General features: G+C 67.8%; 23 protein-coding genes and 1 pseudogene. 16 read left to right on the top strand and 8 right to left on the bottom strand.

Features of this window, described 5'->3' with window-relative positions; genetic code table 11:
* Positions 1-27: 27 nt before the first annotated feature.
* From QNM97_RS18640 to QNM97_RS18625, 4 genes are read left to right on the top strand one after another with little or no spacing between them, the layout of a single operon-like run.
* A complete protein-coding gene (locus tag QNM97_RS18640) occupies positions 28-1,182 on the top strand; it encodes a lysophospholipid acyltransferase family protein (RefSeq protein ID WP_283819782.1) in 1,155 nt (384 codons plus the stop codon).
* Positions 1,183-1,237: 55 nt separating this feature from the next.
* Positions 1,238-1,693, top strand: coding sequence for a DUF6325 family protein (locus tag QNM97_RS18635; RefSeq protein WP_283819781.1), 456 nt, complete (start codon positions 1,238-1,240; stop codon positions 1,691-1,693).
* Between the two features lies 1 nt (position 1,694).
* Positions 1,695-1,979, top strand: coding sequence for a hypothetical protein (locus QNM97_RS18630; protein WP_283819780.1), 285 nt, complete (start codon positions 1,695-1,697; stop codon positions 1,977-1,979).
* Entirely contained in the window at positions 1,979-3,142 is a 1,164-nt protein-coding gene (locus QNM97_RS18625) for a zinc-binding dehydrogenase (RefSeq protein WP_283819779.1), read from the top strand. Before QNM97_RS18630 ends, QNM97_RS18625 begins: the two co-directional genes overlap by 1 nt.
* 64 nt (positions 3,143-3,206) lie before the next feature.
* Here QNM97_RS18625 and QNM97_RS18620 read toward each other — a convergent pair whose 3' ends face one another.
* Positions 3,207-4,376, bottom strand: coding sequence for an HAD family hydrolase (locus tag QNM97_RS18620; RefSeq protein ID WP_283819778.1), 1,170 nt, complete (start codon positions 4,374-4,376; stop codon positions 3,207-3,209).
* Between the two features lie 165 nt (positions 4,377-4,541).
* Between QNM97_RS18620 and QNM97_RS18615 the strand changes: the two genes are divergently transcribed.
* The 6 genes from QNM97_RS18615 to hemB all read left to right on the top strand — a co-directional run bounded on the left by QNM97_RS18615 (position 4,542) and on the right by hemB (position 10,843).
* Positions 4,542-4,793, top strand: coding sequence for a glutaredoxin family protein (locus tag QNM97_RS18615; RefSeq protein WP_283819777.1), 252 nt, complete (start codon positions 4,542-4,544; stop codon positions 4,791-4,793).
* A 127-nt stretch (positions 4,794-4,920) separates the two neighbouring features.
* Positions 4,921-5,619, top strand: a complete 699-nt coding sequence (locus QNM97_RS18610) for a redox-sensing transcriptional repressor Rex (protein WP_208794432.1) — start codon at positions 4,921-4,923, stop codon at positions 5,617-5,619.
* A gap of 22 nt (positions 5,620-5,641) precedes the next feature.
* Positions 5,642-7,060 carry a glutamyl-tRNA reductase gene (locus tag QNM97_RS18605; RefSeq protein ID WP_283819776.1) on the top strand — a complete coding sequence of 473 codons (1,419 nt, stop codon included), beginning with the start codon at positions 5,642-5,644 and terminating at the stop codon, positions 7,058-7,060.
* The gene (gene hemC, locus QNM97_RS18600; protein ID WP_283819775.1) at positions 7,057-8,004 is read left to right on the top strand and encodes a hydroxymethylbilane synthase; all 948 of its coding nucleotides are present in this window, start codon (positions 7,057-7,059) and stop codon (positions 8,002-8,004) included. The genes QNM97_RS18605 and hemC overlap by 4 nt, the downstream gene beginning before the upstream one ends.
* A gap of 54 nt (positions 8,005-8,058) precedes the next feature.
* Positions 8,059-9,855 (top strand): bifunctional uroporphyrinogen-III C-methyltransferase/uroporphyrinogen-III synthase, encoded by a 1,797-nt coding sequence (locus QNM97_RS18595; RefSeq protein ID WP_283819774.1) that lies wholly within the window; start codon positions 8,059-8,061, stop codon positions 9,853-9,855.
* 10 nt (positions 9,856-9,865) lie between these two features.
* Positions 9,866-10,843, top strand: coding sequence for a porphobilinogen synthase (gene hemB, locus QNM97_RS18590; protein ID WP_283819773.1), 978 nt, complete (start codon positions 9,866-9,868; stop codon positions 10,841-10,843).
* Here hemB and QNM97_RS18585 read toward each other — a convergent pair.
* On the bottom strand, positions 10,797-11,042 hold the full coding sequence (locus QNM97_RS18585) for a hypothetical protein (RefSeq protein WP_283819772.1): 246 nt from the start codon (positions 11,040-11,042) through the stop codon (positions 10,797-10,799). The genes hemB and QNM97_RS18585 overlap by 47 nt on opposite strands.
* A 39-nt stretch (positions 11,043-11,081) precedes the next feature.
* On the opposite strand from QNM97_RS18585, the gene QNM97_RS18580 reads away from it, so the two are divergent.
* The 4 genes from QNM97_RS18580 to mce1N all read left to right on the top strand — a co-directional run bounded on the left by QNM97_RS18580 (position 11,082) and on the right by mce1N (position 14,120).
* The gene (locus tag QNM97_RS18580) at positions 11,082-11,966 is read left to right on the top strand and encodes a type IV toxin-antitoxin system AbiEi family antitoxin (RefSeq protein ID WP_283819771.1); all 885 of its coding nucleotides are present in this window, start codon (positions 11,082-11,084) and stop codon (positions 11,964-11,966) included.
* Positions 11,967-12,104: 138 nt separating this feature from the next.
* Entirely contained in the window at positions 12,105-12,977 is an 873-nt protein-coding gene (locus QNM97_RS18575; protein ID WP_283819770.1) for a hypothetical protein, read from the top strand.
* A complete protein-coding gene (locus QNM97_RS18570) occupies positions 12,964-13,440 on the top strand; it encodes a DMT family transporter (protein WP_283819769.1) in 477 nt (158 codons plus the stop codon). Before QNM97_RS18575 ends, QNM97_RS18570 begins: the two co-directional genes overlap by 14 nt.
* Positions 13,437-14,120 (top strand): transport-regulating membrane protein Mce1N, encoded by a 684-nt coding sequence (mce1N, locus tag QNM97_RS18565; RefSeq protein ID WP_283819768.1) that lies wholly within the window; start codon positions 13,437-13,439, stop codon positions 14,118-14,120. The genes QNM97_RS18570 and mce1N overlap by 4 nt, the downstream gene beginning before the upstream one ends.
* An 85-nt stretch (positions 14,121-14,205) precedes the next feature.
* On the opposite strand, the pseudogene QNM97_RS18560 reads toward mce1N, so the two are convergent.
* Positions 14,206-14,478, bottom strand: a pseudogene (locus tag QNM97_RS18560) (acyl-CoA dehydrogenase); the annotation flags it as partial.
* 146 nt (positions 14,479-14,624) lie between these two features.
* Here QNM97_RS18560 and QNM97_RS18555 point away from each other — a divergent pair.
* Complete coding sequence (locus QNM97_RS18555; protein WP_283819767.1) at positions 14,625-15,866, top strand: IS256 family transposase; 1,242 nt, start codon at positions 14,625-14,627, stop codon at positions 15,864-15,866.
* Here the strand turns inward: QNM97_RS18555 and QNM97_RS18550 are convergent.
* From QNM97_RS18550 to QNM97_RS18540, 3 genes are all read right to left on the bottom strand, one after another.
* Entirely contained in the window at positions 15,863-17,737 is a 1,875-nt protein-coding gene (locus tag QNM97_RS18550; RefSeq protein WP_283819766.1) for an acyl-CoA dehydrogenase family protein, read from the bottom strand. The two genes, QNM97_RS18555 and QNM97_RS18550, sit on opposite strands and share 4 nt — an antisense overlap.
* Before the next feature lie 53 nt (positions 17,738-17,790).
* A complete protein-coding gene (locus QNM97_RS18545) occupies positions 17,791-19,125 on the bottom strand; it encodes a hypothetical protein (protein ID WP_283819765.1) in 1,335 nt (444 codons plus the stop codon).
* Between the two features lie 189 nt (positions 19,126-19,314).
* Positions 19,315-20,163 (bottom strand): helix-turn-helix transcriptional regulator, encoded by an 849-nt coding sequence (locus QNM97_RS18540; RefSeq protein WP_283819764.1) that lies wholly within the window; start codon positions 20,161-20,163, stop codon positions 19,315-19,317.
* Between the two features lie 206 nt (positions 20,164-20,369).
* Between QNM97_RS18540 and QNM97_RS18535 the strand changes: the two genes are divergently transcribed.
* Positions 20,370-22,061, top strand: a complete 1,692-nt coding sequence (locus QNM97_RS18535; RefSeq protein WP_283819763.1) for an AMP-binding protein — start codon at positions 20,370-20,372, stop codon at positions 22,059-22,061.
* Between the two features lie 18 nt (positions 22,062-22,079).
* Here QNM97_RS18535 and QNM97_RS18530 read toward each other — a convergent pair whose 3' ends face one another.
* Both QNM97_RS18530 and QNM97_RS18525 read right to left on the bottom strand, forming a co-directional pair.
* Positions 22,080-22,655, bottom strand: coding sequence for a hypothetical protein (locus tag QNM97_RS18530; RefSeq protein WP_283819762.1), 576 nt, complete (start codon positions 22,653-22,655; stop codon positions 22,080-22,082).
* A 74-nt stretch (positions 22,656-22,729) separates the two neighbouring features.
* Positions 22,730-23,272 carry a hypothetical protein gene (locus tag QNM97_RS18525; protein ID WP_283819761.1) on the bottom strand — a complete coding sequence of 181 codons (543 nt, stop codon included), beginning with the start codon at positions 23,270-23,272 and terminating at the stop codon, positions 22,730-22,732.
* Positions 23,273-23,318: the final 46 nt, after the last annotated feature.

Genomic DNA, 23,318 nt, shown 5'->3' with positions numbered 1-23,318 from the left:
TCGAAATCTAGGTTGTGGGGTGAGAGCGTGGCGGGTGGTCCGGTACCTGATACGCGCACCGCGAAGGTCATTCAGCTCTATGCGAGTTCGGCACCCTCGTCCGAGCGGCAGCCCGGTCTCGACGCCGGCAAGGGACGCCATCCCAGTCAGCAGCCGGGCCCGGTCCGTCCGGCCGAGCCGGCACGTCGTGACATTCCGGGTCATCCCAACACCGACGGTTTCGGTCGGGAGCCCGCGTCGGTGACACCGATCAGCGACGAGATCGCCGTGGACGACAGTCTCGGCGTCGAGCACGGGCGCGTGCGGCCCTCGCCGCTGTTCAGTCTCGGCGGTATCCGCAACGCCGTCGCTGATTCCCTCACCGCCACAGCGGGTTTCATCCGTGAGCGGATGACCGGGGATTACGAGGTCGACGATTTCGGTTTCGATCCGCACTTCACCGAGTCGGTGTGGTTCCCCGCGATCCGCCAGGTCTACGAGAAGTGGTTCCGGGTCGAGGTCACCGGGGTGGAGAATCTGCCCGTCGACGGCGGGGCGTTGCTCGTGGCCAACCACGCCGGGTCGATCCCGATCGACGCGATCATGACCTCGCTGGCCGTCCGCGACAATCACCCGACCGGCCGTTATCTGCGAATCCTGGCCGCCGACATGGCATTCGATTCGCCGGGCGTCAGTGAGGTGGCACGCCGCATCGGCGCCACCCTGGCATGCACCGCCGACGCCGACCGCCTGCTGCGCCAGGGCGAGCTCACCGCGGTGTGGCCGGAGGGATACAAGGGCATCGGCAAGCTCTACAAGGATCGCTACAAATTGCAGCGATTCGGCCGTGGGGGTTTCGTCACCACGGCGCTGCGCAACGCCGCGCCGATCGTCCCGGTCTCCATCGTCGGTTCCGAGGAGATCTACCCGATGATCAGCGACCTCAAGCCGCTCGCACGCGTACTCGGGTTGCCGTACGTGCCGATCACACCGACCTTTCCGTGGCTCGGCCCGCTGGGCTTGATCCCGCTGCCGTCCAAGTGGCACATCCATTTCGGTCGGCCCATCGAGACCGACAGCTACGACGCCTCCTCCGCCGACGACCCGATGGTGGTCTTCGACCTCACCGACCACGTTCGCGAGGAGATCCAGCAGACGCTGTTCCGTATGCTCTCGCGGCGCGGCAGCGTCTACTTCGGCTGACGCGGTCCCTCGAAGCCCGCATCCGGGCGTATGCGGGCCGGTATAGATTGGGCGCATGTCCTTCGATGCGGAACTGGGTCCGCTCAACTACGTCGTCGTCACCTTCGAATCGCTTCCGCTTCCGGCCGCCGGATTCACCTCGCTCGCCGGTCTCGCCGACGCCGGGCGCATCCGAATCCTCGACGTGGAGTTCGTCCGGCGCGCCGCCGACGGTGCGGTTGCGGTGATCGATGCCGCCGAGGCCGGAATGCCCGACTTCACCGGTGCCACAACCGGACTCATCGATGCCGACGACGTCGCGACCGCGGCACAGACCCTGCGACCCGGGGGCGTGGCCGTGGTCGTCGTCTACGAGGACCTGTCCATCGTCGAGCCGGTGCGCCGCTGGGAGGCCGACGGCGGGATCGTCGTCGCCGAGGGGCCCATCGTCGTCGACGAACTCCTCGATGCCCTCGACGCCACCGATACCCCCGATGCCACCGACTCACTCGAAGCCACCGAAGGGAAATGACATGAGTCTGCTCAGGACCGCCGGCCGGGCGGCCGTCGCCAGTTCGGTACACGGGCGCGTCCAGCGCCGCCAGCAGCAGCGTTGGGCTGCCCAGGGTGCCGCAGCACCGGCCGCACCCGCGCCCGCGCCCGCGCCCCCGGCACCCGCACCGGCCGCGGCACCAGCGCCCCCGGCACCGGCCGGCGATGCGCGGTCGGAACTCATGGTGTCGCTGACCGCACTGCGCAACGCCGGGGTCGTCACCGACGCCGAGTTCGCCGCGATCTCCGGAAGGATCTTCGCCTGATGCGCGCCGTCGTCTGTCACCAGGGGCAATTGAGTGTGCAGGACGTGAGTGCACCCGAGCCGGGTCGGGGAGAGGTGTTGCTGCGGGTCCGCCGGGCGGGCATCTGCGGGTCGGATCTGCACGCCCGGTTGCACGGTGACGAGACCGCCGACGTGGCCGCCGCCGTCGGCTATGACGCGTTCATGCGGTCCGAACAATCGGTGATCATGGGCCACGAGTTCGTCGGCGAGGTCGTCGCCTACGGCCCCAAGTGCCGCAAGAAATGGGAGCCGGGCACCGCCGTGGTCTCGCTGCCGATGGTGCGCCACGGCTCGGATCCGCACCTGACGGGTCTGTCCGAACACGCCCCCGGCGCGTACGCCGACTTTGTCATCGTGTCCGAGGACATGACGATGGAGGTCCCCGACAACGTCTCTCTCGATGAGGCGGCCCTGACCGAACCGATGGCCGTCGCCTATCACGCGGTGCGCCGCGGTGAGGTTGGCCGTCGTGACGTCGCCGTCGTGATCGGTTGCGGCCCCATCGGATTGGCTGTGATCCTGATGCTCAAGGCCACCGGGGTGCGGACCGTCATCGCCAGCGATCTCTCGGCGGGCCGGCGCGATCTCGCGCGACAGGTCGGTGCCGACGTCGTCATCGACCCGACCGTGGACTCGCCGTGGGACGCCGTCGTCGACAAGGGCCGGTACATGTCGCGGGCCTCGGATCTGTTCGGTGCCGCCTTCGACGGGATGCGCACGCTGCGCCGAATCCCGGTGGTGCCGTGGGCCTCGGTCTTTCATCTCGCCGACAAACTCGGGGCCACCCCGAAGGGGCCGGTCGTCTTCGAATGTGTCGGTGTGCCCGGCATGATCGAGCACGTGATGACCGGCGCGCCGCTGCGCTCGCGGATCGTGGTCGTCGGGGTCTGTATGGAATCCGACGCCTTCCGCCCGGCGATGGGCATCAACAAGGAACTCGAGCTGCGGTTCGTCTTCGGTTACGATCCGGCCGAGTTCCACGACACGTTGCAGATGATCGCCGGCGGTGACGTCGACGTCACCCCGCTCGTCACCGCCACTATCGGACTAGACGGTGTCGCAGCGGCTTTCGACGCACTCGGCTCGGCCGAACATCACGCGAAGGTCCTCATCGACCCGGCCAGCGAGGTCGTCGCACTCTGACCGCCGCACTCTGGCCGCCACGGGTCGGGGCCGTGGGTGGTCGGAGGTCGAGTGGCCCGTGGGTTCAGCGCCGCCGCCACAGCCGGGTGGCCGCGGCCACCCCGCCGCCCGCCGCGCCGAGGGCCAATGCCGTTCCGGCGCCGTACTTCGCGGCCTTGCGGGCGGTGCGGAAGTCGTACATCTCCCAGCCGCGGACCTTGGCGACGTCACGCAGATCGGCGTCGGGGTTGATGGCGACCGCGGTGCCGACCAGCGACAGCATCGGGACGTCGTTGTGAGAGTCGGAGTAGGCGGTACACCGCTTGAGGTTCAATCCCTCGCGAATGGCCAACGCGCGCACCGCATGCGCCTTGCCGGGGCCGTGCAGGATGTCGCCGACGAGGCGTCCGGTGAACACCCCGTTGTGGCTCTCGGCGACGGTGCCGAGCGCGCCGGTCAGTCCGAGTCGGGTGGCGATGGTCTGGGCGAGCTCGACAGGGGTGGCCGTCACCAGCCACACCTGCTGACCGGCGTCGAGGTGGCGTTGCGCCAAAGCCTTTGTGCCCGGCCAGATCTTGTCGGCGATGTACTCGTCGTAGATCTCCTCGCCGAGCTCGACGAGCTCGGAGGTGGGGCGTCCGGCGATGAAGCTCAACGCCTTCTCGCGCCCCTCGGCGACGTCGTTGGCGTTCTCCTTGCCGGTGATCCTGAACTTCGCCTGGGTCCACGCGAAATCGACGATGTCACTGTAGGAGAAGTACTTTCGGGCGGCCAGGCCGCGCGCGAAATGCACGATCGAGGCGCCCTGCACCAGCGTGTTGTCCACGTCGAAGAATGCGGCGGCGGTGAGATCGCGGGGTGCCTCCGGGCTGTCGTCGGCCGGTGGGCGTGCGCGCAGTGAGTCGACGGCGGCCTTCGCGCTGGCCTCACCGGCGAGTGACTGCCGCAACTCCTGTGCGGTCTGCCGGAAGCGGCCACCGGCGGCACTGGCACGTTCGGTGAGCCACGCGGTGACCCGATGGCTTTCGTCGTCGGCGTCGTGGTCGTCGGGATCGTCGCCGTGATCATCGTCCTCGGCGTGTACACCACCGTCGACGAGGTCGGCGTAGGCCTCCCAATCGTCGCCGGACGGCTCCGCGGGACTCGTGTCGGCACCGGGCAGCCCGGTGGGGTTCGTGTCCCGGCTGGAATTCGTGTCCCCGGTTGAATTCGTGTCCCCGGTTGAATTCGTGTCACCGTCAGCGGTCACACCCACAGTTCACACCTCCGCGACGGCCCGTACGGGCGGTTCGGGCTCGACGGGTACAGCCTAGCGGGGGGCCGCGGCGCCACGACGGCAGACTGGTGGTCCTCGACCCGTGGGGTCGATGATGAGAGGTATGTCGTCCCTGCCGGGGGCCGGTGTCGGAAGGAGCCCATCATGACGATCACCCTGCTCAGCCGCGACGGGTGTGCGGCGTGTGCGCGCGCCGCCGACGATCTGGCGCGGATCTGCGCGGAGGAGGGGGCCGATCTCGAGATCGTCGACGTCGATGCCGCCGCGGCGGACGGCGATGTCGAGTTGCGTGCCGAGTTCGGCGATCGGCTGCCGGTGATCCTGCTCGACGGGGAGGAACACGGGTATTGGGAGGTCGACGAGCCCCGGCTGCGTGCCGATCTCGCCCGACGCTGATCTCGGCGCGGGCGGGGAGATCAGCGGGGTCGTGCCCGGCCGCGACGTGACCCGGGTATACGCTGATCGGCATCGACGCGGGCGACGACGGCCGCCCGCCCGGGTGTGTGGGAGTGGGTGTGCGGCAGTGAGCGTCAGTTCGGAGTCCGGTGACATCCCCGACCCCACCGTCGCCCGTCTCGCGAGTTATCTCTACGTTCTGCGGTCCTTTTCCCGGCGCGGCGTTCTCGTCGCCTCCAGTGGCCAGCTGGCCACCGCTGCGGGTGTGAATCCGGCGATCCTCCGTAAGGATCTGTCCTATGTCGGGGCCAACGGGGTGCGTGGCGTCGGATACGACGTCGGCAAGCTCACCGCCCGCATCTCCATCGCGCTGCACACCGACACCATCGCCACGGTCGTCCTGGCCGGCGCCGGCCGTCTCGGCCGCGCGCTGCTCGCCCACACCGGTGTCGGACGCGGCTTCGTCGTCGCCGCGTTGTTCGACGACGATCCCGACACCATCGGTCGGCGCCTGACCGCCGACACGCCGGTGGTGGCCGCGCTCGACGACATCGAGACCGTGTGCGCCGATCCGTCGCTCGGATCGGTCGACATCGGCGTGGTCGCCACCGCCGATGAGCATGCACAACGCGTCGCTGACGCGTTTTCCGCGGTCGGCGTGCGACAGCTTCTCAACGTGACGCCGGTCGGTCTCGTCGTCGACTCCGATGTCGTCGTCCGTCAGGTTGATCTAGCCTTGGAATTGCAGGTATTGGCCTTCACGGCGTCGCGCGGCCCCCTCGGCGCGCGCAACGCCGATCAGTTGCGCGCAGTGGCGGACCGGTAGGGGATATGAAAACGGTGACGGCGTGAGTGTCTTGTTGTTCGGTGTTTCGCATCGGAGCGCACCCGTGGAGGTGCTCGAGCGGATCGCGGTCTCCGACCACGACCGGCCCAAACTCGTCGACGAACTGCTCGGTTCGCTGGCCATCTCCGAGGCGATGCTCGTCTCCACCTGCAACCGCGTCGAGATCTACGCCGTCGTCGACGCCTTCCACCCCGCGCTCGAGGCCGTCGGCAAGGTCATCGGCGACCACTCGGGCATGAGCGTCAACGACCTCACCCGCCACGCCTACGTCCGCTACTCCGAGGCCGCCGTCGAGCACCTGTTCACCGTCGCGGCCGGTCTCGACTCGCTCGTCGTCGGCGAACAGCAGATCCTCGGCCAGATCCGTAACGCCTACCTCGATGCCGACGCCAACCGCAGCACCGGCCGCGTCCTGCACGAACTGGCCCAGCAGGCGCTGCGGGTGGGCAAGCGCGTGCACACCGAGACCGGTATCGACCGGGCCGGTGCGTCGGTGGTGTCGGTGGCCCTGCACCGTGCCCAGTCGTTGCTCAACAGCCCCATGACCTCGGCGGTCGTCGTCGGCGCCGGGGCGATGGGCGGACTCGCGACCGCGCAACTCGCCCGTGAGGGCGTCACCCACCTGACCGTGGTGAACCGCACCGTGGCCAATGCCGAGCACCTGGCCGGCAATGTCACCGCTCACCACGGCATCGATGTGGACGGCGTCGGGTTCGACGACCTGCCCGCGGTGATGGCCGAGGCCGACGTCGTCGTAGCGTGCACCGGTTCGGTCGGTTCGGTGATCGGGGTCGGTGACGTGCATTCGGCCCTCGCCGCGCGCGGAGCCGACGCCGACAACCCGCTGGTCATCTGCGATCTGGGACTGCCGCGCAACGTCGATCCGGCCGCCGCGCGTCTGCCCGGCGTGCACGTCGTCGACATCGCCGGACTCCGCGGGCACGCCGAGGCCAAGGCCGCCGAGGACGACACCCTCGCCGCCCGGTCGATCGTCGCCGGCGAACTCGCCGACTACCTCACCGCACAGCGCCAGGCCGAGGTCACCCCGACCGTCGCGGCGCTGCGGCAGCGGGCCGCCGACGTGGTGGAGGCCGAGATCCTGCGCCTGGAGACCAAACTCCCCGGGCTCGACGATCCGCAGCGCGACGAGGTCGCCAAGGCGGTGCGCCGGGTCGTCGACAAGCTGCTGCACGCGCCGACGGTGCGGGTCAAGCAACTCGCCTCGACGCCCGGTGGCGATCACTACGCCGAGGCGCTGCGTGAGCTGTTCGAGCTCAAGCCGGGCTCGGCCGAGGCCGTCAGTGCCCCCGAGACCGGGCTGGGCCAAGCAGGGAACTCGGGCCAGACCGGGAATCCGGGCCAAGCTGGGGATGCACGTCACACCGGTCTCGATTCCACCCCCGACCAGGGAGAACGTTGAGCGATTCGCAGAACCGGGCCGTCATTCGCGTCGGCACCCGGGGGTCGTTGCTGGCCCGCACCCAGACCCAGACGATCATCGACGCCCTCATCGCGGCCGGGCATCCGGCCGAATCGGTGATCATCAAGACCGCGGGTGACGCGTCGGCGGCCCCGGTCGCCGAGATCGGTGTCGGCGTGTTCACCACCGCGTTGCGCAACGCCCTGCACGACGGGCGTATCGACGTCGCCGTGCACTCTTACAAGGATCTGCCCACGGCACCCGATCCGGGGCTGGTCATCGCGGCCGTCCCGCCGCGCGAGGATCCGCGAGATGCCCTGGTCAGCAAGGGTGGGCAGGTACTCGGGGAGCTGCCGCCGGGATCGACGATCGGTACCTCGGCCCCGCGGCGGGCGGCACAGCTTAAAGCATTGGGTCTCGGTTTGGAAATCCGCCCCCTACGAGGCAACCTTGATTCTCGGTTGGGCAAAGTCGCCAGCGGCGAACTCGATGCGGTCGTCGTCGCGCGTGCCGGACTCGTTCGAATCGGAAGGGCCGATGAGGTCACCGAGGCGTTCGACCCGGTGGTCCTGTTGCCGGCACCGGCGCAGGGGGCGCTGGCCGTCGAGTGTCGCTCCGACGATGCCCAACTGGTGAGAACTCTCGCCGAGTTGGACGACGAGTCCACCCGTGCGTCGGTCGACGCCGAACGCGCGGTGCTCGCGGCGCTGGAAGCCGGGTGCACCGCTCCGGTCGGGGCGATCGCCGAGGTGGTCGAGTCGCTCGATGACGACGGGCGCATCTTCGTCGAACTGTCGCTACGGGCGGCGGTGGCGGCCGAGGACGGATCCGATGTGATCCGCGCTTCGGTGGTGGGTCCGGTGGATCGTGCCGACCAACTGGGCAGGGATCTCGCGGCCGAACTGCTGGAACTGGGAGCGGGCGAGCTCGTCGACTCTCCCTAGTTCCGGTGAGGAACACACAGCTCTCAGCGGATGAGGGCAGGAGAGTGCGAACGCATGAGCCGTACGACCAAGAAGGCCAATCCGGGGCGGATCTTTTTCGTGGGATCGGGCCCCGGGGACCCGGACCTGCTGACCGTCCGGGCACGGAGCGTCATCACCTCCGCGACCACTGCCTACGTCGACCCCGACGTACCGGCCGCGGTGGTCGCCATGATCGGTGCCGCGCACCGCGAGGAGCCCGCCGACGACCGGCGGAAACCGGCCAAACAGACCGCTGACAAAGCCGGTGCGGAAAAGCCGGGCGCGGAAAAGTCGGGCACCGAGAAATCGGGCGCCGACAAGCCCGGTTCCGATGCGGTCGCCGACGGTGTCACCGACATCGCCGCGACCGAGGCCAAGCCCGCCGAGGCCAAACTTGCCGACTCCGAGTCGGCCGCCGACCATCACGGCGAGGCCGACCACGCCGATACCGATGCCGACCAGGTGGTACGCCCGGCGCTCGGCGATCCCGGCGAGGTCGCCAAGACCCTCGTCGCGGCCGCCAAGGCCGGCGACGACGTGGTGCGCGTGGTCTCCGGGGACCCGCTGACCACCGACTCGGTACTCACCGAGGTTCACGCCGTGGCGCGTACGTCGGTCACCTTCGAGGTGTTGCCGGGTCTGCCCGCCGCGTCGGTGGTGCCCAGCTATGCCGGCATGCCGCTCGGTTCCAGCCACACCGTCGCCGACGTCCGCGCCGAGGGCGTCGACTGGGCGGCGCTGGCCGCGTCGCCGGGGCCGTTGGTGCTGCACGCCACGTCCGGGCATCTCGCCGAGACCGCCAGCGCGCTCACCGAGCACGGGCTGGCCCCGCAGACACCGGTCGCGATCACCATCAACGGCACCACCTGCGCGCAGCGGACCATCGAGGCGACGCTTGCCACGCTCAACGAGCAGGGCAATGCGCTGACCGGTCCGTTGATCCTCACCGTCGGCAAGGTCGTCAGCCAGCGCGGCAAGCTCTCCTGGTGGGAGTCGCGCGCGCTCTACGGCTGGACGGTGCTGGTGCCACGCACCAAGGACCAGGCCGCCGACATGAGCGAACGCCTCGTCGGACACGGCGCGATCCCCAAGGAAGTACCGACCATCGCGGTCGAGCCGCCGCGCAGCCCGGCCCAGATGGAAAGGGCTGTCAAGGGTTTGGTGGACGGACGCTACCAGTGGGTGGTGTTCACCTCCACCAACGCGGTGCGCGCGGTCTGGGAGAAGTTCGCCGAGTTCGGACTCGACGCGCGAGCGTTCTCCGGGGTCAAGATCGCCTGCGTCGGAGAGGCCACGGCCGAGCGGGTGCGGGCCTTCGGGATCAACCCCGAACTCGTGCCGTCGGGGGAGCAGTCCTCACTGGGTCTGCTCGAGGACTTCCCGCCGTATGACGACGTGTTCGATCCGGTGGACCGAATCCTGTTGCCGCGGGCCGACATCGCCACCGAGACCCTCTCGGAGGGGCTGCGTGAGCGTGGCTGGGAGATCGACGACGTCACCGCCTACCGCACCGTGCGCGCGGCCCCGCCGCCCGCCGAGACCCGCGAGATGATCAAGACCGGTGGTTTCGACGCGGTCTGCTTCACCTCGAGCTCGACGGTCCGCAATCTCGTCGGGATTGCCGGAAAGCCGCACGCGCGCACCATCGTTGCGTGCATCGGTCCCAAGACCGCGGAAACGGCAACCGAATTCGGGCTTCGCGTCGACGTGCAGCCGGAGAACGCGTCCATCCCGGAACTCGTCGACGCGCTCGCCGAGCATGCCGCCCGACTGCGGGCCGAGGGGGCGTTGCCCCCGCCGCGCAAGAAGTCGCGGCGGTCGCGGTCCTAGGAGGGTGACGATGGCCCCGGTGATCCGTCCCCGCCGACTGCGCACCAGTGCGGCCATGCGTCGTCTCGTCGCCGAGACCACGCTGGCCCCAAGTGATCTCGTGCTGCCGATGTTCGTCGCCGACGGCATTGACGCGCCGCGCGAGATCACGTCCATGCCGGGCGTGGTCCAACACACCCTGGACTCGTTGCGCAAGGCGGCCGACGAGGCCGTGCGCGCCGGCGTCGGCGGGCTGATGCTGTTTGGGGTGCCCGCGGCCGACGACAAGGATGCCGTCGGCTCGGGCGCCGACGACCCCGACGGTGTGCTCAACCGCGCACTGTCGGATCTGAGGTCAGACCTCGGTGATCGCACCGTGCTGATGGCCGACACTTGTCTCGACGAGTTCACCGACCACGGCCACTGCGGCGTGCTCGACGGGGCGGGTCGCGTCGACAACGACGCCACGCTCGACCGGTATGTGTCGATGTCGTTGGCACAGGCGCGATCCGGTGCTCATCTGCTCGGGCCGAGCGGGATGATGGACGGTCAGGTCGCAGCCATCCGTGAGGCGCTCGACGCGCAGGGCTTCACCGACACCGGCATTCTCGCCTACGCCGCCAAGTACGCGTCGGCGTTCTACGGGCCGTTCCGTGAGGCGGTCGGGTCGTCACTGCAAGGTGATCGGCGAACCTATCAGCAGGACGGTGCCAACCGGATCGAGGCGTTGCGCGAGGTGCGACTCGACCTCGACGAGGGCGCCGACATCGTCATGGTGAAGCCGGCGATGAGCTACCTCGACATCGTCCGCGACGTGGCCGAGATGTCCGACGTTCCCGTTGCCGCCTACCAGATCTCGGGCGAGTACTCGATGATCACCGCCGCCGCCGAACGCGGCTGGATCGACCGCGATACCGCGATTCTGGAGTCCCTCACCTCGATCCGACGTGCGGGCGCCAAGATCATCCTGACCTATTGGGCCGCGGAGGTCGCCGCGCGGTTGGGCTGAGCGCGCTCTCCCTCCCGCCGACAGCGCTCTTCTTCCCGCCGACAGCGCCCGTCTCAACGCCGACGGCGCTCTCCTCCCCGCCGACGGCGCTCTTCTCCTCGTCGACGGCGCCCGTCTCAACGCTGACAGCGCTCTTCTCCTCGTCGACAGCGCCCGCGTTCCTGTCCACCGCGCTGAAGTTCTTCCACAAATCGGCCATGCGATGGACCTATTTGCCCGTGCGGTGCGTCGAACCCCTATGCGACGAAGACTCACGACACCGGGCACCTCGGACAAACGAATACAGAAGGCGCTGACACGCTCCGGGCTGACAGCCGACGAACTCGACGTCGGCCTGCGGCGACTGCACGGCGACGCACTGGTTCCGCGCGACACATTTCTCACAGCGACGCAGCGGATCGCTGCGGTTGTCGCCAACACCGGCGGTCAGCCGATCGTCAGTGCGACGGCCGCCACGATTCTGCATGGAAGTCGTTGGTATGAAGCAGATTTCGCCATCGAACTGATCCGTCATCCCACGGGATGCAACCGTGGGACCGGCCTCACGCAGATCACCCGGACCGACCTCACCGACGACGACATCGTCGACGTCGACGGGGTGCTCGTGACCTCGCCGGTGCGAACCGCATTCGACATCGGGCGCGTTGCTCCCGACTGGCGCGCGTTGGGATATCTCTGTGCCCTGGCCCGTGCAACCGACTTCTCTGTTGCCGAGCTGGGTCGATACGTCGACGACCGGCCCGGACGACGTGGTGTCTGTCAGCTTCGGGAAATGTTGCCGTACATCAATCCGGCATTCGAGTCCCCGCCCGAGGCCTGGCTCTTTCTGATCGCCGTCCGCGGGCAGCTACCCACTCCCGACATCCAGATCGAGGTGTCCGACGCCGATGGGATTGTCTACGCGCGAATCGACCTGGGTTATGAGGAACTCAAGATCGGTATCGAGTACGACGGCGAGGAGTTCCATTCGACGCCGGACCAGGTGGCGTACGGAGAACGGCGCCGCAGGATGCTGGAGGCGGCCGGATGGATCATGATCTACATCGACAAGGTTCGGCTCCGAGACCCGATGGGGATCATCAGGGAGATCGCCGCCGCCCTCCATGCTCGGGGAGCCTACTGACGTGGTCGGAGCGCGTCGGGCGCTGTCGGCGTCAGCGGGAGCGCCGTCGGCGGGAGGGAGGGCGCTGTCGACGAGGAGGAGGGCGCTGTCGGCGGGAGGAAGGGCGCTGTCGGCACCGGGTTCATTACCCTGGTACCCATGTCAGCATCCATCGACCCGGGCCACGGCACCGGGCCGCAGCCCGACTCCCCGGAGGGTGCGAAACCGAAGCTCGTCGAGTCGATCGTGATCGCCTCCGAGCTGTGGCTCGTGGTGATCGTCGCACACGTCGTCACCGTCATCGCCACCTTCGGGACCACCCGCGACATGTATCACCAGGTCGCGAAGCAGAGCTACACCCCGGGTTCCGCCGAGTACGACATGATCACCTCGGGCGGCGTGATCGTCGGCCTGGTCGTGGTCACCACGATCGTCGAGATCGGCGTCGCGGTGGCGCTGCTGATCCTCACCCGCAAGGGCTACAACTGGGCGCGCTTCATCCTCGGTGCGATCAGCCTGTACCTGGTGATCAGCACGTTTTTCTCCCTGTTCGGCGATGTTGCGCCGCGCTGGGCGATGATCCCCAACGTGATCGGTGGCGTGGCCGCCCTGGGTGCTGTGGTGCTGTTGCTGCGCCGCGAGTCCGACACCTACTGCAAGAAGATGGCGCAGTACCGCCGTGCACCCCGGATGGTCGGTACGCCGTATCCACCGGTGCCGGGGTTCGGTCCGTACCCACCGACGCCTGGTTATCCACCCCAACCGGGCTACCCCCAGCAGGGCTATCCACCGACGCAGGGCTATCCGCCCTCTCAGGGATATCCGCCTCCGGGTTATCCGACGCCGGGCCCGTACCCGCCGTCGACCGGCTACCCGCCGAATCCCTCGACCCCGAACCCCTCGCCGCCCGACTCCGCCCAGCGCGACGTCGATACGCCCGACAACACATCCGACAACCACCGCAACACCGACAGCCACCCCGACGACACCGTCTCGCTCGACAAAGGACAGCGCCACCGTGACGAAACCTGATCCCGCCCAACGCCCTCGCGTCGTTGTTTGGGCGTATCGCTGCTGGCTGCTGGCCGGTGCGCTGTTGGTGACCCTGGGCGTCGTCTACGCCGTGCTGGCGGTCATCGTGACCGGTCCGACGCTGCTGCCGGTCGGCATCGGCGTCCTGATCGCGGCGATCGGCGCCGCCGAGGCGTTCATCGGCACCAAGGCTTACACCGGTGACGAACGCTGGCGCTCCTCGCTCGCCGCGCTGACTCTCGTGGCGGTCATCATGCTGCTCATCCTGAGTTTCCTGGTGCCGTTGCTCGCGTTCGCGCTGTTGGTTGCGGTCATCGGCCTGTTCGGCTCCCTGCTGGCCTACCGACCCGAAGGCGACGCCTGGTTCACCGGCAAGGACCCGGTGGACACCAAGGAGGGGCAGGCGAAGAAAACTCCGACGTCAAAGCCTGCGGGCAAGAAGCGTGGACGGTCGGGGCGGTGACCGATCGCCCGCCTGTGCCCGACGACGACCCCGCCGAGCCCGACCTGCCGGACACCGAGGCCGATGCCATCGAGTCGACCCCCGACACCGAGCCCGCCGACCCCGAGCCCGCCGACCCCGAGAATCCCGACACCGAGAACCCCACCCCCGACCCCCATCCCACCCCCGACCCCCATCCCATCCCCGAGGATCGTGGCGAGGTGCTCTTCTCCGAGCCGGGTGGGAGCTGGTGGGTGGTGGCCATCGGGCCGGTGCTGATCGGAGCGGTCCTCGCGATGGAGATCAGCGGCCCCGGGCAGGTGCACTGGCCGGTGCTGATCATCTTCGGGTTGATCATCATCGGCTTCTCGGTCGTGCAGGTGATCGCCGCTCGTAGGCATGTGTCCGTTGAACTCACCGAACTGACTCTGCGACAAGGTGTTCGGATCATCGCACTCGACGAGATCGATACCATCTACCCCGAGAACAACGGCCCCGACGCCAAGGACTGGGAGAGCGCTCGCGCCCTGGGCGAACTCCACGGCGTCCCTCGTCGTCGGCGCGGGATCGGACTCAAACTCGCCGACGGTTCGCTCGCCCAGGCGTGGGCGCGGGACGTGCAAAGGTTCCGGCGTGAGCTCACCGAAGCCCACACCGCGGTCGCGCTCGGCCTGCCACCGCGGGCCTCCGGCACGGACTGATCACCCCGGCTGATCACCCCGCCGTGGCGCACACGTCATACCAGCCGAACATCACCCGACCGACCAACGTCCCGGGACATCACGACTACCCGTTCTCGATCATCGGCGCCACCAGGAGGTTCTCCGGAATGCCGAAGGCATCGACGAGAATATCTGCGTAGGGCCGCAATTCGAGACACAGTTCGTTGACGCCGCGCCGGATCGCCTTGGCGCGCTCCACCGACACGTGTCGGTGCATGAGGAACCACGCCAGGTCGTCCTCGAGCGCCGAGTACACGAACAGATCGCAGACCTTGCCGAGTAGTTCGGCGGCTGCCTTCGAGTCGCAGTCGTTGATCGCCTCGATGAACGGGGTGAGTCCCCTGGAGTGGTGGGGTTTCGGGCCTGACGTCAGCCACGGCAGGACGCCCTGTTGCGGCGTGTCGTACAGGGTTGGGGTGGGCCATCGCGTACTGGTCAATGAGTTACCGACCAAAGTGACTCACAGAAGGACACAGATACGCGATGACCCACGACCATTCTGCCCTGCTCGCCCAGCTTGATGCACTCACCTCCGCCGATTCCGGCGCGGTGTTCGCCGAACTTGCGCGCGCCGGCCTGCAAGCTCTGATCGAGGCTGAGGCATGCGAGAAGATCGGCGCCGGCCGCTATGAGCGTTCCGCGGAACGCTCCACCCACCGCAACGGCCACCGCTCCAAGACGGTGTCGACCCCGGCCGGTGATGTGTCGGTGAAGATCCCCAAACTGCGGGCGGGATCGTTCTTCCCGGTGCTGCTCGAACGCCGCCGCCGCATCGACAAGGCCCTGCATGCGGTGATCATGGAGGCCTACGTGCACGGGGTATCCACCCGCAACGTCGATGACCTGGTCAAAGCCCTCGGGGTGGACACCGGGATCTCCAAATCCGAAGTCTCCCGTATCTGTGGCGACCTCGATGTGGAGATCAAGCGGTTCCGGGAACGCTCCCTGTCTCATACGACATTTCCGTACGTGTTCGCTGATGCGACCTACTGCAAGGTCCGGGTGGGGGCGCACGTGGTCTCTCAGGCACTGGTGGTGGCCACCGGGGTGTCGATGGACGGTTCCCGGGAGGTGCTCGGTACCGCCGTCGGTGATTCGGAGTCCTACGAGTTTTGGCGGGAGTTCTTCGCTTCGTTGAAAGCGCGTGGCCTGTCGGGAGTGGCGTTGGTGATCTCCGATGCCCATGCTGGTTTGAAAGCTGCTGCAGCACAACAATTCACGAACGCTTCGTGGCAGCGGTGCCGGGTGCATTTCATGCGCAACCTGCACGGGGCGGTCTCGGCGAAACAGGCGCCGGTGGTGACCGCGGCGGTCAAGACGATCTTCGCGCATACCGAACCCGAGGCCATCGCCGCTCAGTGGGACCAGGTGGCCGACACCCTGAAGGCGTCGTTTCCGAAGGTGGCGGCGATGATGCAGGAAGCCAAGCCGGATGTGTTGGCGTTCAGTGCGTTTCCCAAGGCGCACTGGCAGAAGATTTGGTCGAACAATCCGATCGAGCGTCTCAATAAGGAGATCAAGCGCCGGGCTGATGTTGTGGAAATCTTCCCCAACTCGGCGGCGTTTCTGCGGTTAGCGACCGCGGTGGTGATCGAGGCCCACGACGAATGGCAAGTCACCCGCCGCTACCTGTCGGACGTGTCGATGGTCGAACTCAAGAATGTCCTCACCACCAAGCAACACGCCGCCGCGACAGCACTGGAACAATCCCACCAAAACGCCTAGCATTCACCTGACTCGTTGATCACTACGCGTGAGTCCACGCGTATCCGAAGTCCACCACTCCACGGGGCACTATCGATGAACGATTCGAGTACCACGCGTTCGGTGTGTACCCGCCCGACCTTCAACAGGTGATCCTGGGCGTTGTTGAACACCTCGAAGGCGTCGTTGTCGTCGTCGGTGGCCCGTCGTAGCCGCTGTGCGCAGGTGCGGACGAGATGATCCTCGCGGTTGCGGAACAAGCGGATCTGCGTGCCGCGATCGGTCAGCGTCGACTTCTCGGTGTCCTCGTCGGAGCTTTCCAGCAGGGTTTGGATCACCTGGCGCGCAGCGGTTTTCTCGACGACGACGTCGCGCGCCATCCCGGCGATGAATCGTACCCACCCGCCGGCCGAGAGGCCCTGCACGTCGTCGGCGTAGGCGGAGAGCAGTTCCTTGGCGACCAGCTGGGTGAGGACCGTGTTGTCACCCTCGAAGGTGGTGAACACGTCGATGTCACCGCGCATGATCGAGAGCTGGTTCTCATCGAGATAGCCTGCGCCGCCGCAGGCTTCGCGGCTGACGTTGATCGCGTGCGACGCGTGCCAGGTGCCGTAGGCCTTCAACCCGGCCGCCGAGCTCTCGAGCTGGCGCTGTCGTCCGGCGTCGGAATCGTCGGGTGCGGCCGACTGCACTTCATGCAGCTCGGCGACGAGCTCGTTCTGGGTGCACGTGATGGCATAGGATTTCGCGATGAGCGGCAACAGTTTTCGCTGATGGCCCAGATAGTCGAGCACGGTGATCTCGTCGTCGGCGCCGGGTGCCTCGAACTGTTTGCGGACCGTCCCGTACTTCGTGGCGAGCGCCAGTGCCTTGCGTCCGGCTGCGCCTGCGGTCGCCGCCACCGAGACCCGACCCCGGATCAGGGTGCCGAGCATGGTGAAGAACCGCCGATTAGGGTTCTCGATGGGGGAGCGGTAGGTGCCGTCGGCGTCGACGTCGGCGTAGCGATTGAGGAGGTTCTCCGCCGGAATCCGGACGTGGTCGAACAGGATTCGTCCGTTGTCGACGCCGGCGAGGCCGCCCTTGTAGCCGCAGTCGCTGGTCGTCACACCCGGTAGGTCGTCGCCGTTGTCGTCGCGGATCGGCACCACAAAGCAGTGCACCCCATGGCTTTCCGGCTCCTGGCCCGCCCCGGCGGTGATCAGCTGGGCGAAGACCGCGGCCACCCGCGCGTGCTGTGCGGCACCGCCGATGTAGTCCTTGCGTGCCGACGGGGTCGGGGAGTCGATGACGAACTCCTGCGTCTGCGGGTCGTAGGTGGCCGTCGTCTCCAACGCCTGCACATTCGAGCCGTGGCCGGTCTCGGTCATCGCGAAGCAGCCGAGCAGATCGAGGCTGATGATGTCGGAGACGTACTTGTCGTGGTGGCGCTTGGTGCCCAGGTTCTCCACGGCCCCGCCGAACAGACCCCACTGCACGCCGGCCTTCACCATCAGTGACAGATCGGCGTAGCCGAGCATCTCGATGGCGGTGATCGACGCGCCCACGTCACCGGTGCCGCCGTGATCGCTCGCGAAACCGGCCGCCGCGAATCCCTGCGACGACAGGTCGCGCATCTCCTCGAGCACGCGGGCGCGGGCCTCGTCGAGTGTGCGGGACGGGTCGGGTAGCAGGTCGGAGCGGTTGGCGCGCTCGCGCACGCTGTCGCGGGTGGCCCGCCAGCGGCCGTCGAGCGTGCGTCGCAGGCCCTCGACGAGCAACTCTCGGGTCGCCTCATCGAGTTCGGTCGATCCCTCGCGGCCGGGGACGTCGACCTCCGTCGGTTCCGCGGTGCTGCGACTGCTGGTGGTGTCGTCGGGGTTCGCGGTCGGCGATTGCGTGGGTGTGGACATGACTCCACGGTACGGACCCGGCGCGCCCGAGAGGGGTGATTTGGTGTGCGCTCTCACGCTCCCACGGTGCGTGTGGTCCGCGTGGCCGTCTCCGGCATCCGATGCCTGCCGCCCGCGGCGGCGACCCGGACGGGTGCGGTCGGGGCATCGGTACCGTGCAGCGCCCGGTTCGCGGTCACCGTGACATGCGTGGTCACCGTGACATGCGTGGTCGCCGTGCGCGCAGGTGTCTGTGGCGCAAATGAATCGGCGATCGAGTCGAGCAGTTGCCGTCCCGACCCCGCGGCCACCGGAAGGGCCTGTTCGAGTCCCTTGATGTTGGCGCCGATGTTCTCCCCGAGCTGGACGCGTACCGCCTGCAGGGTCGCGTCGAACTGCGCGACACTTGCCCGCAACGCCTGCGGTGTGGTGGCCGCGGCGAGGTCGGTGCCGATCTGTTGCTGGGACTGTTTCGTCCAGATGTTGCCGGTGACCGCATGATCCGGGCGCGTTGTCTCGTCGTAGTCGGGCCGATGGGTCACCCAGTCGTGCGCGGTGAGTGGTTGCCCGAAGTCGAACAACGTGTAGTACTTGCCGAACAGATAGATCTTCGGCAGCGAGTCCGGCGCGCCGACCGCGGCGCCGCCGATCTGGCAGGGCAGGCAGTAGGTGCCCGGCACCATCGGGTTGAGCGATTGCCACGTTGCCGCCCCCAACGCGGTCAACGCCGTGGACCACTGGCCACCCGACGGCGCCGCGACGTAGCCGGTCGGGGTCTGGGTGAGGGTCTGCCAGACGGCCTTCCACGGCCCGAACGGGTCGAGTCGGTACGTTTTGCCTGACCAATCCGGTTGGATGTCGACGACCCGGCCGTCAGCGGTCGTGTATGTCTGATCCGTCGGGTCGATGGTGTTGCGGACGGTCGGAAAGGTGTAGCCGAGGACCAGTCGCCACGTCGGAACCTGGCCGTACTGGGTGAAATAGAAGACGTCCGAGCAGGGGCCCGGAATGCCCGTACAGTCCGGGGTCATCGGAGCGAACGCCGCCAGCGACAGCCACCACTGATCGTCATTCGCCTGTGCCACCAACGGAATCGGCACCATCATCAGGGTCATGCCCTTGAGCTTCTCTTTGTCCTGCTCGTCGAAGCCGACGACGTTGGTGGGGATGTAGAGCCACCAATTGCCCGAATCCTCCAGTGCCGCAGTGGTCAGGTTCACGCCCTGATACTCGTAGGCCGGCATGTTGGCGATCGTCTGCGCCAGGTTCACCGGAATGTTGGCCACCGAGCCCGCGGACAGTCGAATCGCGACGGTCGACGCCGCGGGTGTCGCTTCGGCGACCGGTGTGGGTGGCGCAGCATGTGTTGCCGCGGAAGCGATTCCCGCACCGATCAGCGCCGTCGACACCGCCGCCAGTATGCGCCCGGCCGCCTGACCCGATCGATCTCCGGCCGCGGATGTGTACCCCACGTATGCCCCCTCGTGCCTTCCCCGACCCTCTCGCACCGTAGGCGCGCGTGGTCGGCTCGGGCCACCCCCGAGGCCACATTGCCAGGAAACCGACAGTCGCCGATGCCCCGTATGACGACGGGTGGCTCAGGGCAGCAACCCGATTCGCCGCGCCTGCACCACCGCTTCGCGACGATTGTGTACTTCGAGTTTGCGCATCAGATTGCCCACGTACCCCTTGATCGTCTCCGGCCGCAACGACAGCCGATCGGCGATCTCGGCATTGCTGCAGCCGAGTGCGAGGTGCGCCAACACGTCGGTCTCGCGGGTCGACAACGAGACCGCGGGTCTCGATTCGGCCCCCGATCGCAGCTCGCGCAGCCGCCGCTCGACGCCGCGCAGCCGTTCGGCCATCACCGGATCGGTGGTGGTGTCGGCGATATCCCGCAGCGCCAGATAGCTTTCGATGATCCCGTCGGCCACCGACGCCGGCATCGTCGTCGGATCTGAATGTGTCTCAATCTGTTTCACGCGCAGATCCACGTCGTCGCGGACCTCGATCTCGTGCGCGAGCCGACGCGCGGCCACCGCGACCCGTGCGACGATCCGATCCCCGATGCGCTCGGGTGCGCGCAGGCCGCCGTAGATCACCGCCCGGGTGCGCCCGCCGACCACCGCGGGGGCGGCCACCAGTGATTCGATGCCCTCCCCGGACACCTCACGGTCGTAGTCGTGGGTGATCTCGGTCGAGTGGAAGTAGTCGGCGACGGCGCCGGGACGGCGCTCGACGATGGTCCGGCCGCCGAGTCCACGATCGGAACCGATCAGGAGATCACGCAGCAGCCCGGTGCGGGTTCCGACGAAACCCGACAGCAGTGCGCCCGGACCGTCCACGAGCCCGCCGAACAGCACCGGCAGGCCCGTTGTGCGATGTACCCGGCGCAGCTCGGCACGCACGGCGTCGGCGTCGTCGGGACGCCGGGGGTCGGTGACCATCGTCCTTTGCCTCCTCCGTCCTTTGCCTCCTCACCCCTTCTCGTTGCCGCCCGCACCTGTCGGTTCGATATCGCCACCGGGGCCGAAACCACCTACTTTCGGGGGTGGTACCGGCACTAGTGTGATCCATAAGCTTGCGGGACGACAAACGTCGCGGCCCTCACCCGTGTTCGCACCGGCCGCGGCACGACGATCTGGAGGAGACGATGTCTGTCTCGGACACCGATACGACCCTTGCCGAGGCACTGGCCCTCGACGCCGACTTCGGCCGGATCGACTGCGGCACCGCCAACCGGTCCGAACTGAGTCCGCTGCGGTTTCTCGAACGCAGCGCAACGGTCTTCGGCGACCGCACCGCCATCATCTACGGGCGTCGTCGTGCGAGTTACGCGGAGTTCGCCGACGAGGTGCAGCGCCTCGCCCGGGTCCTCAAGAGCCGGATCACGCGCGGGGAGCGGATCGCCTATCTCGCACCCAACATCCCGGAGATGCTCGTCGCGCACTACGCGGTGCCGCTGGCCGGCGGTGTGCTCGTCGCGCTCAACTCCCGCCTGGCCGGACCCGAACTGGTCTACATCCTCAATCACGCCGGCGTCACCACGCTGTTCTTCGACGCCGAATTCCGGCACACCGTCTCGCTCATCGCCGACGAGGTGCCCGAGGTGGCCACCACCGTCGAGATCACCGACCCCGAATTCGGTCCTACGCCAGGCGATGTCGGCGCGTCGGGGATCACCGGCCTGCAGACCTATGCCGATTTCCTGGCACTGGCCGACGGTCCCGACGTCGAGAGCGATCCCATCCCGTGGACCGTCGACGACGAGGACACCGTCATCACCATCAACTACACCTCGGGGACCACCGGAAAACCCAAGGGCGTCATGTACACCCACCGCGGGGCGTACCTGAACTCCTTCGGCGAGACCTTCCACAACCAGTTCACCGGTCACAGCCGCTACCTGTGGACGCTGCCAATGTTCCATTGCAACGGTTGGTGCACCCCGTGGGCGGTCACCCAGGCGTCGGCGACCCATGTGTGCCTGCGAGCGGTGCGTGCCGACGCCGTGTGGGACGCCATCGACGATCTCGGCATCACCCACCTGTGCGGGGCGCCCACGGTGTGCACGACGATCGCGGGATCGCCTCGCGCACATCGCGTCGACCGGCCGTTGCACATCACCACCGCGGGCGCGCCACCGAGCCCGACCGTCATCGGTCAGCTCGAGGCGCTCGGCATCACCGTGGTCCACGTCTACGGTCTGACCGAGGTCTACGGCCCGTACACGATCTGCGAATTCCAGGACGCCTGGACCGAATTGCTCGCCGATGCGCGCGCGGCCAAGCTCTCCCGACAGGGCGTGGGCATGGTGCAGGCCGAGGCGGCGCGCGTCGTCAAACGTGACGTCCTGCCGCTCGTCGACGTGCGCGCCGACGGAGAAACCATGGGCGAGATCGTGTTACGCGGCAACAACGTGATGGCCGGTTACTTCCGGGACCCGGCCGCCACCCGGGAGGCATTCGCCGGTGGCTGGTTTCACACCGGCGATCTCGGGGTGATGCATCCCGACGGATATATCCAGCTGCGCGATCGAGCCAAGGACATCATCATCTCCGGCGGCGAGAACATCTCCACCATCGAGGTCGAACAGGCTCTGGTGAGCCATGATTCGGTCCTCGACGTCGCTGTCATCGGCGTTCCCGACGAGAAGTGGGGTGAGCGTCCGCGCGCCTACGTCCTGCTCAACCCCGGGGCGCAGCTGAGCGCCGAGGAGCTCATCGACCACGCCCGGACCCTGCTGGCCGGCTACAAGGTGCCGCGCGACATCGTTTTCGCCGACGAGCTACCGCGCACCTCCACCGGCAAGGTCCTCAAATTCGAGTTGCGTCAAGACGCCTAGCACGACTGAGCATCCCGGTCAACGGCGCCGGGACCGGCGCCGCCCGTAGCGGGCCCGGTAATCGGCGATCACCTGCGGTGGCACCAGTTCCCGCGGCAACAGCACGACGGTGCGCCGACCCGTGCAGAGCAGCACCACCCGCGAGTTGATCACGACCCGATCGAACCGTTCGAGCGGAATCTGCGAGTACGTCGCTCCCACCCGGTGCCCGATCCACAACGGGGTGAACTCCGCGCCCACCGGTGTCCCGGCGGGCATGATGCGACGCATCCGGCGTTGGCCCAGCACGATGCCCAGTGTGAGCATCGTGGCCTGGGCGAGCAGAAACAGGCCGAGAACGACAACCACCGTGACCACCGCCACCGGCCAGGAGTCGGTGGAGGATGCGGCGACTGCGGCGACGAGCGCGCCGACGGCGGCGGGCAATGATTGCCGCAGCATCCATCCCGGCGTGAGCAGGGCGCCCCGGCACAGTCGGGGACCGAGCGCGTCGTTGGCGATCAGGTGTGCGCGCAGCACCCCGTCGGGTCCGGCCCCCGCGTACGGCGGGGGTGCGGTCGGTGAGAACGACGACGGTGAGAACTGGTAGGCCACATCACGATTGGACCGCATTCCGCCCCGAAAAGCCGCCCCGGTCGGCGGTCCGAATGACCCTGCCGCGCCCGACCTCACCGAGCGCCGGAAGCCCACTGAATTGCCAGATGCGGTGGCAGCAACTCCACCGGCACGGTCAGCCGAAGTCCGCGATCGGTGCGCAGGACGACGATGCCGCAGCGATAGGTGACGTCGCTGATCTGTGTCATGTCCACGCCGTTGATCAGGCCCGCATAGTCCACGAGTATCCGGCTGTGCGTGATCTCCGACGACAGCGCGGAGCCATCGGGGAGCACTCGCCGCCACCTCGCTCCCGGCCCCAGGAGCACGATGACGATGGCCACGACGAGCATGGGAGCCAATCCCAGCGGGTTCGCCGAGGTCGGGAGTGCGAGGGCAAGGCCGATCAGCACGATCAGCATCACCAAGGCCAGGGCGGCCAGGAGGTTGCAGCGGGTCCGGGTCAGCAGTGTCGCCCGTGTCAAGCGCCGGCGCACCTGGGAGTCCACCGGAATCGTCGCGTGGAAGGTGGGCGGCGCCATGGTCGACGGGTGGGCCGGGATCGCCGGCGTACCCCATTGCCCTGGATTCCGTACGACGAACTCAGGATTTGACATGGGAAAGATGCTACCGGTGGCTTCCGCTTCCGCAAGCCGTCGACTG

It is taken from the genome of Gordonia sp. L191 (assembly GCF_030077625.1).
Lineage (GTDB): Bacteria > Actinomycetota > Actinomycetes > Mycobacteriales > Mycobacteriaceae > Gordonia > Gordonia polyisoprenivorans_A.
This window is presented reverse-complemented; position numbering and strand designations above follow the sequence as displayed.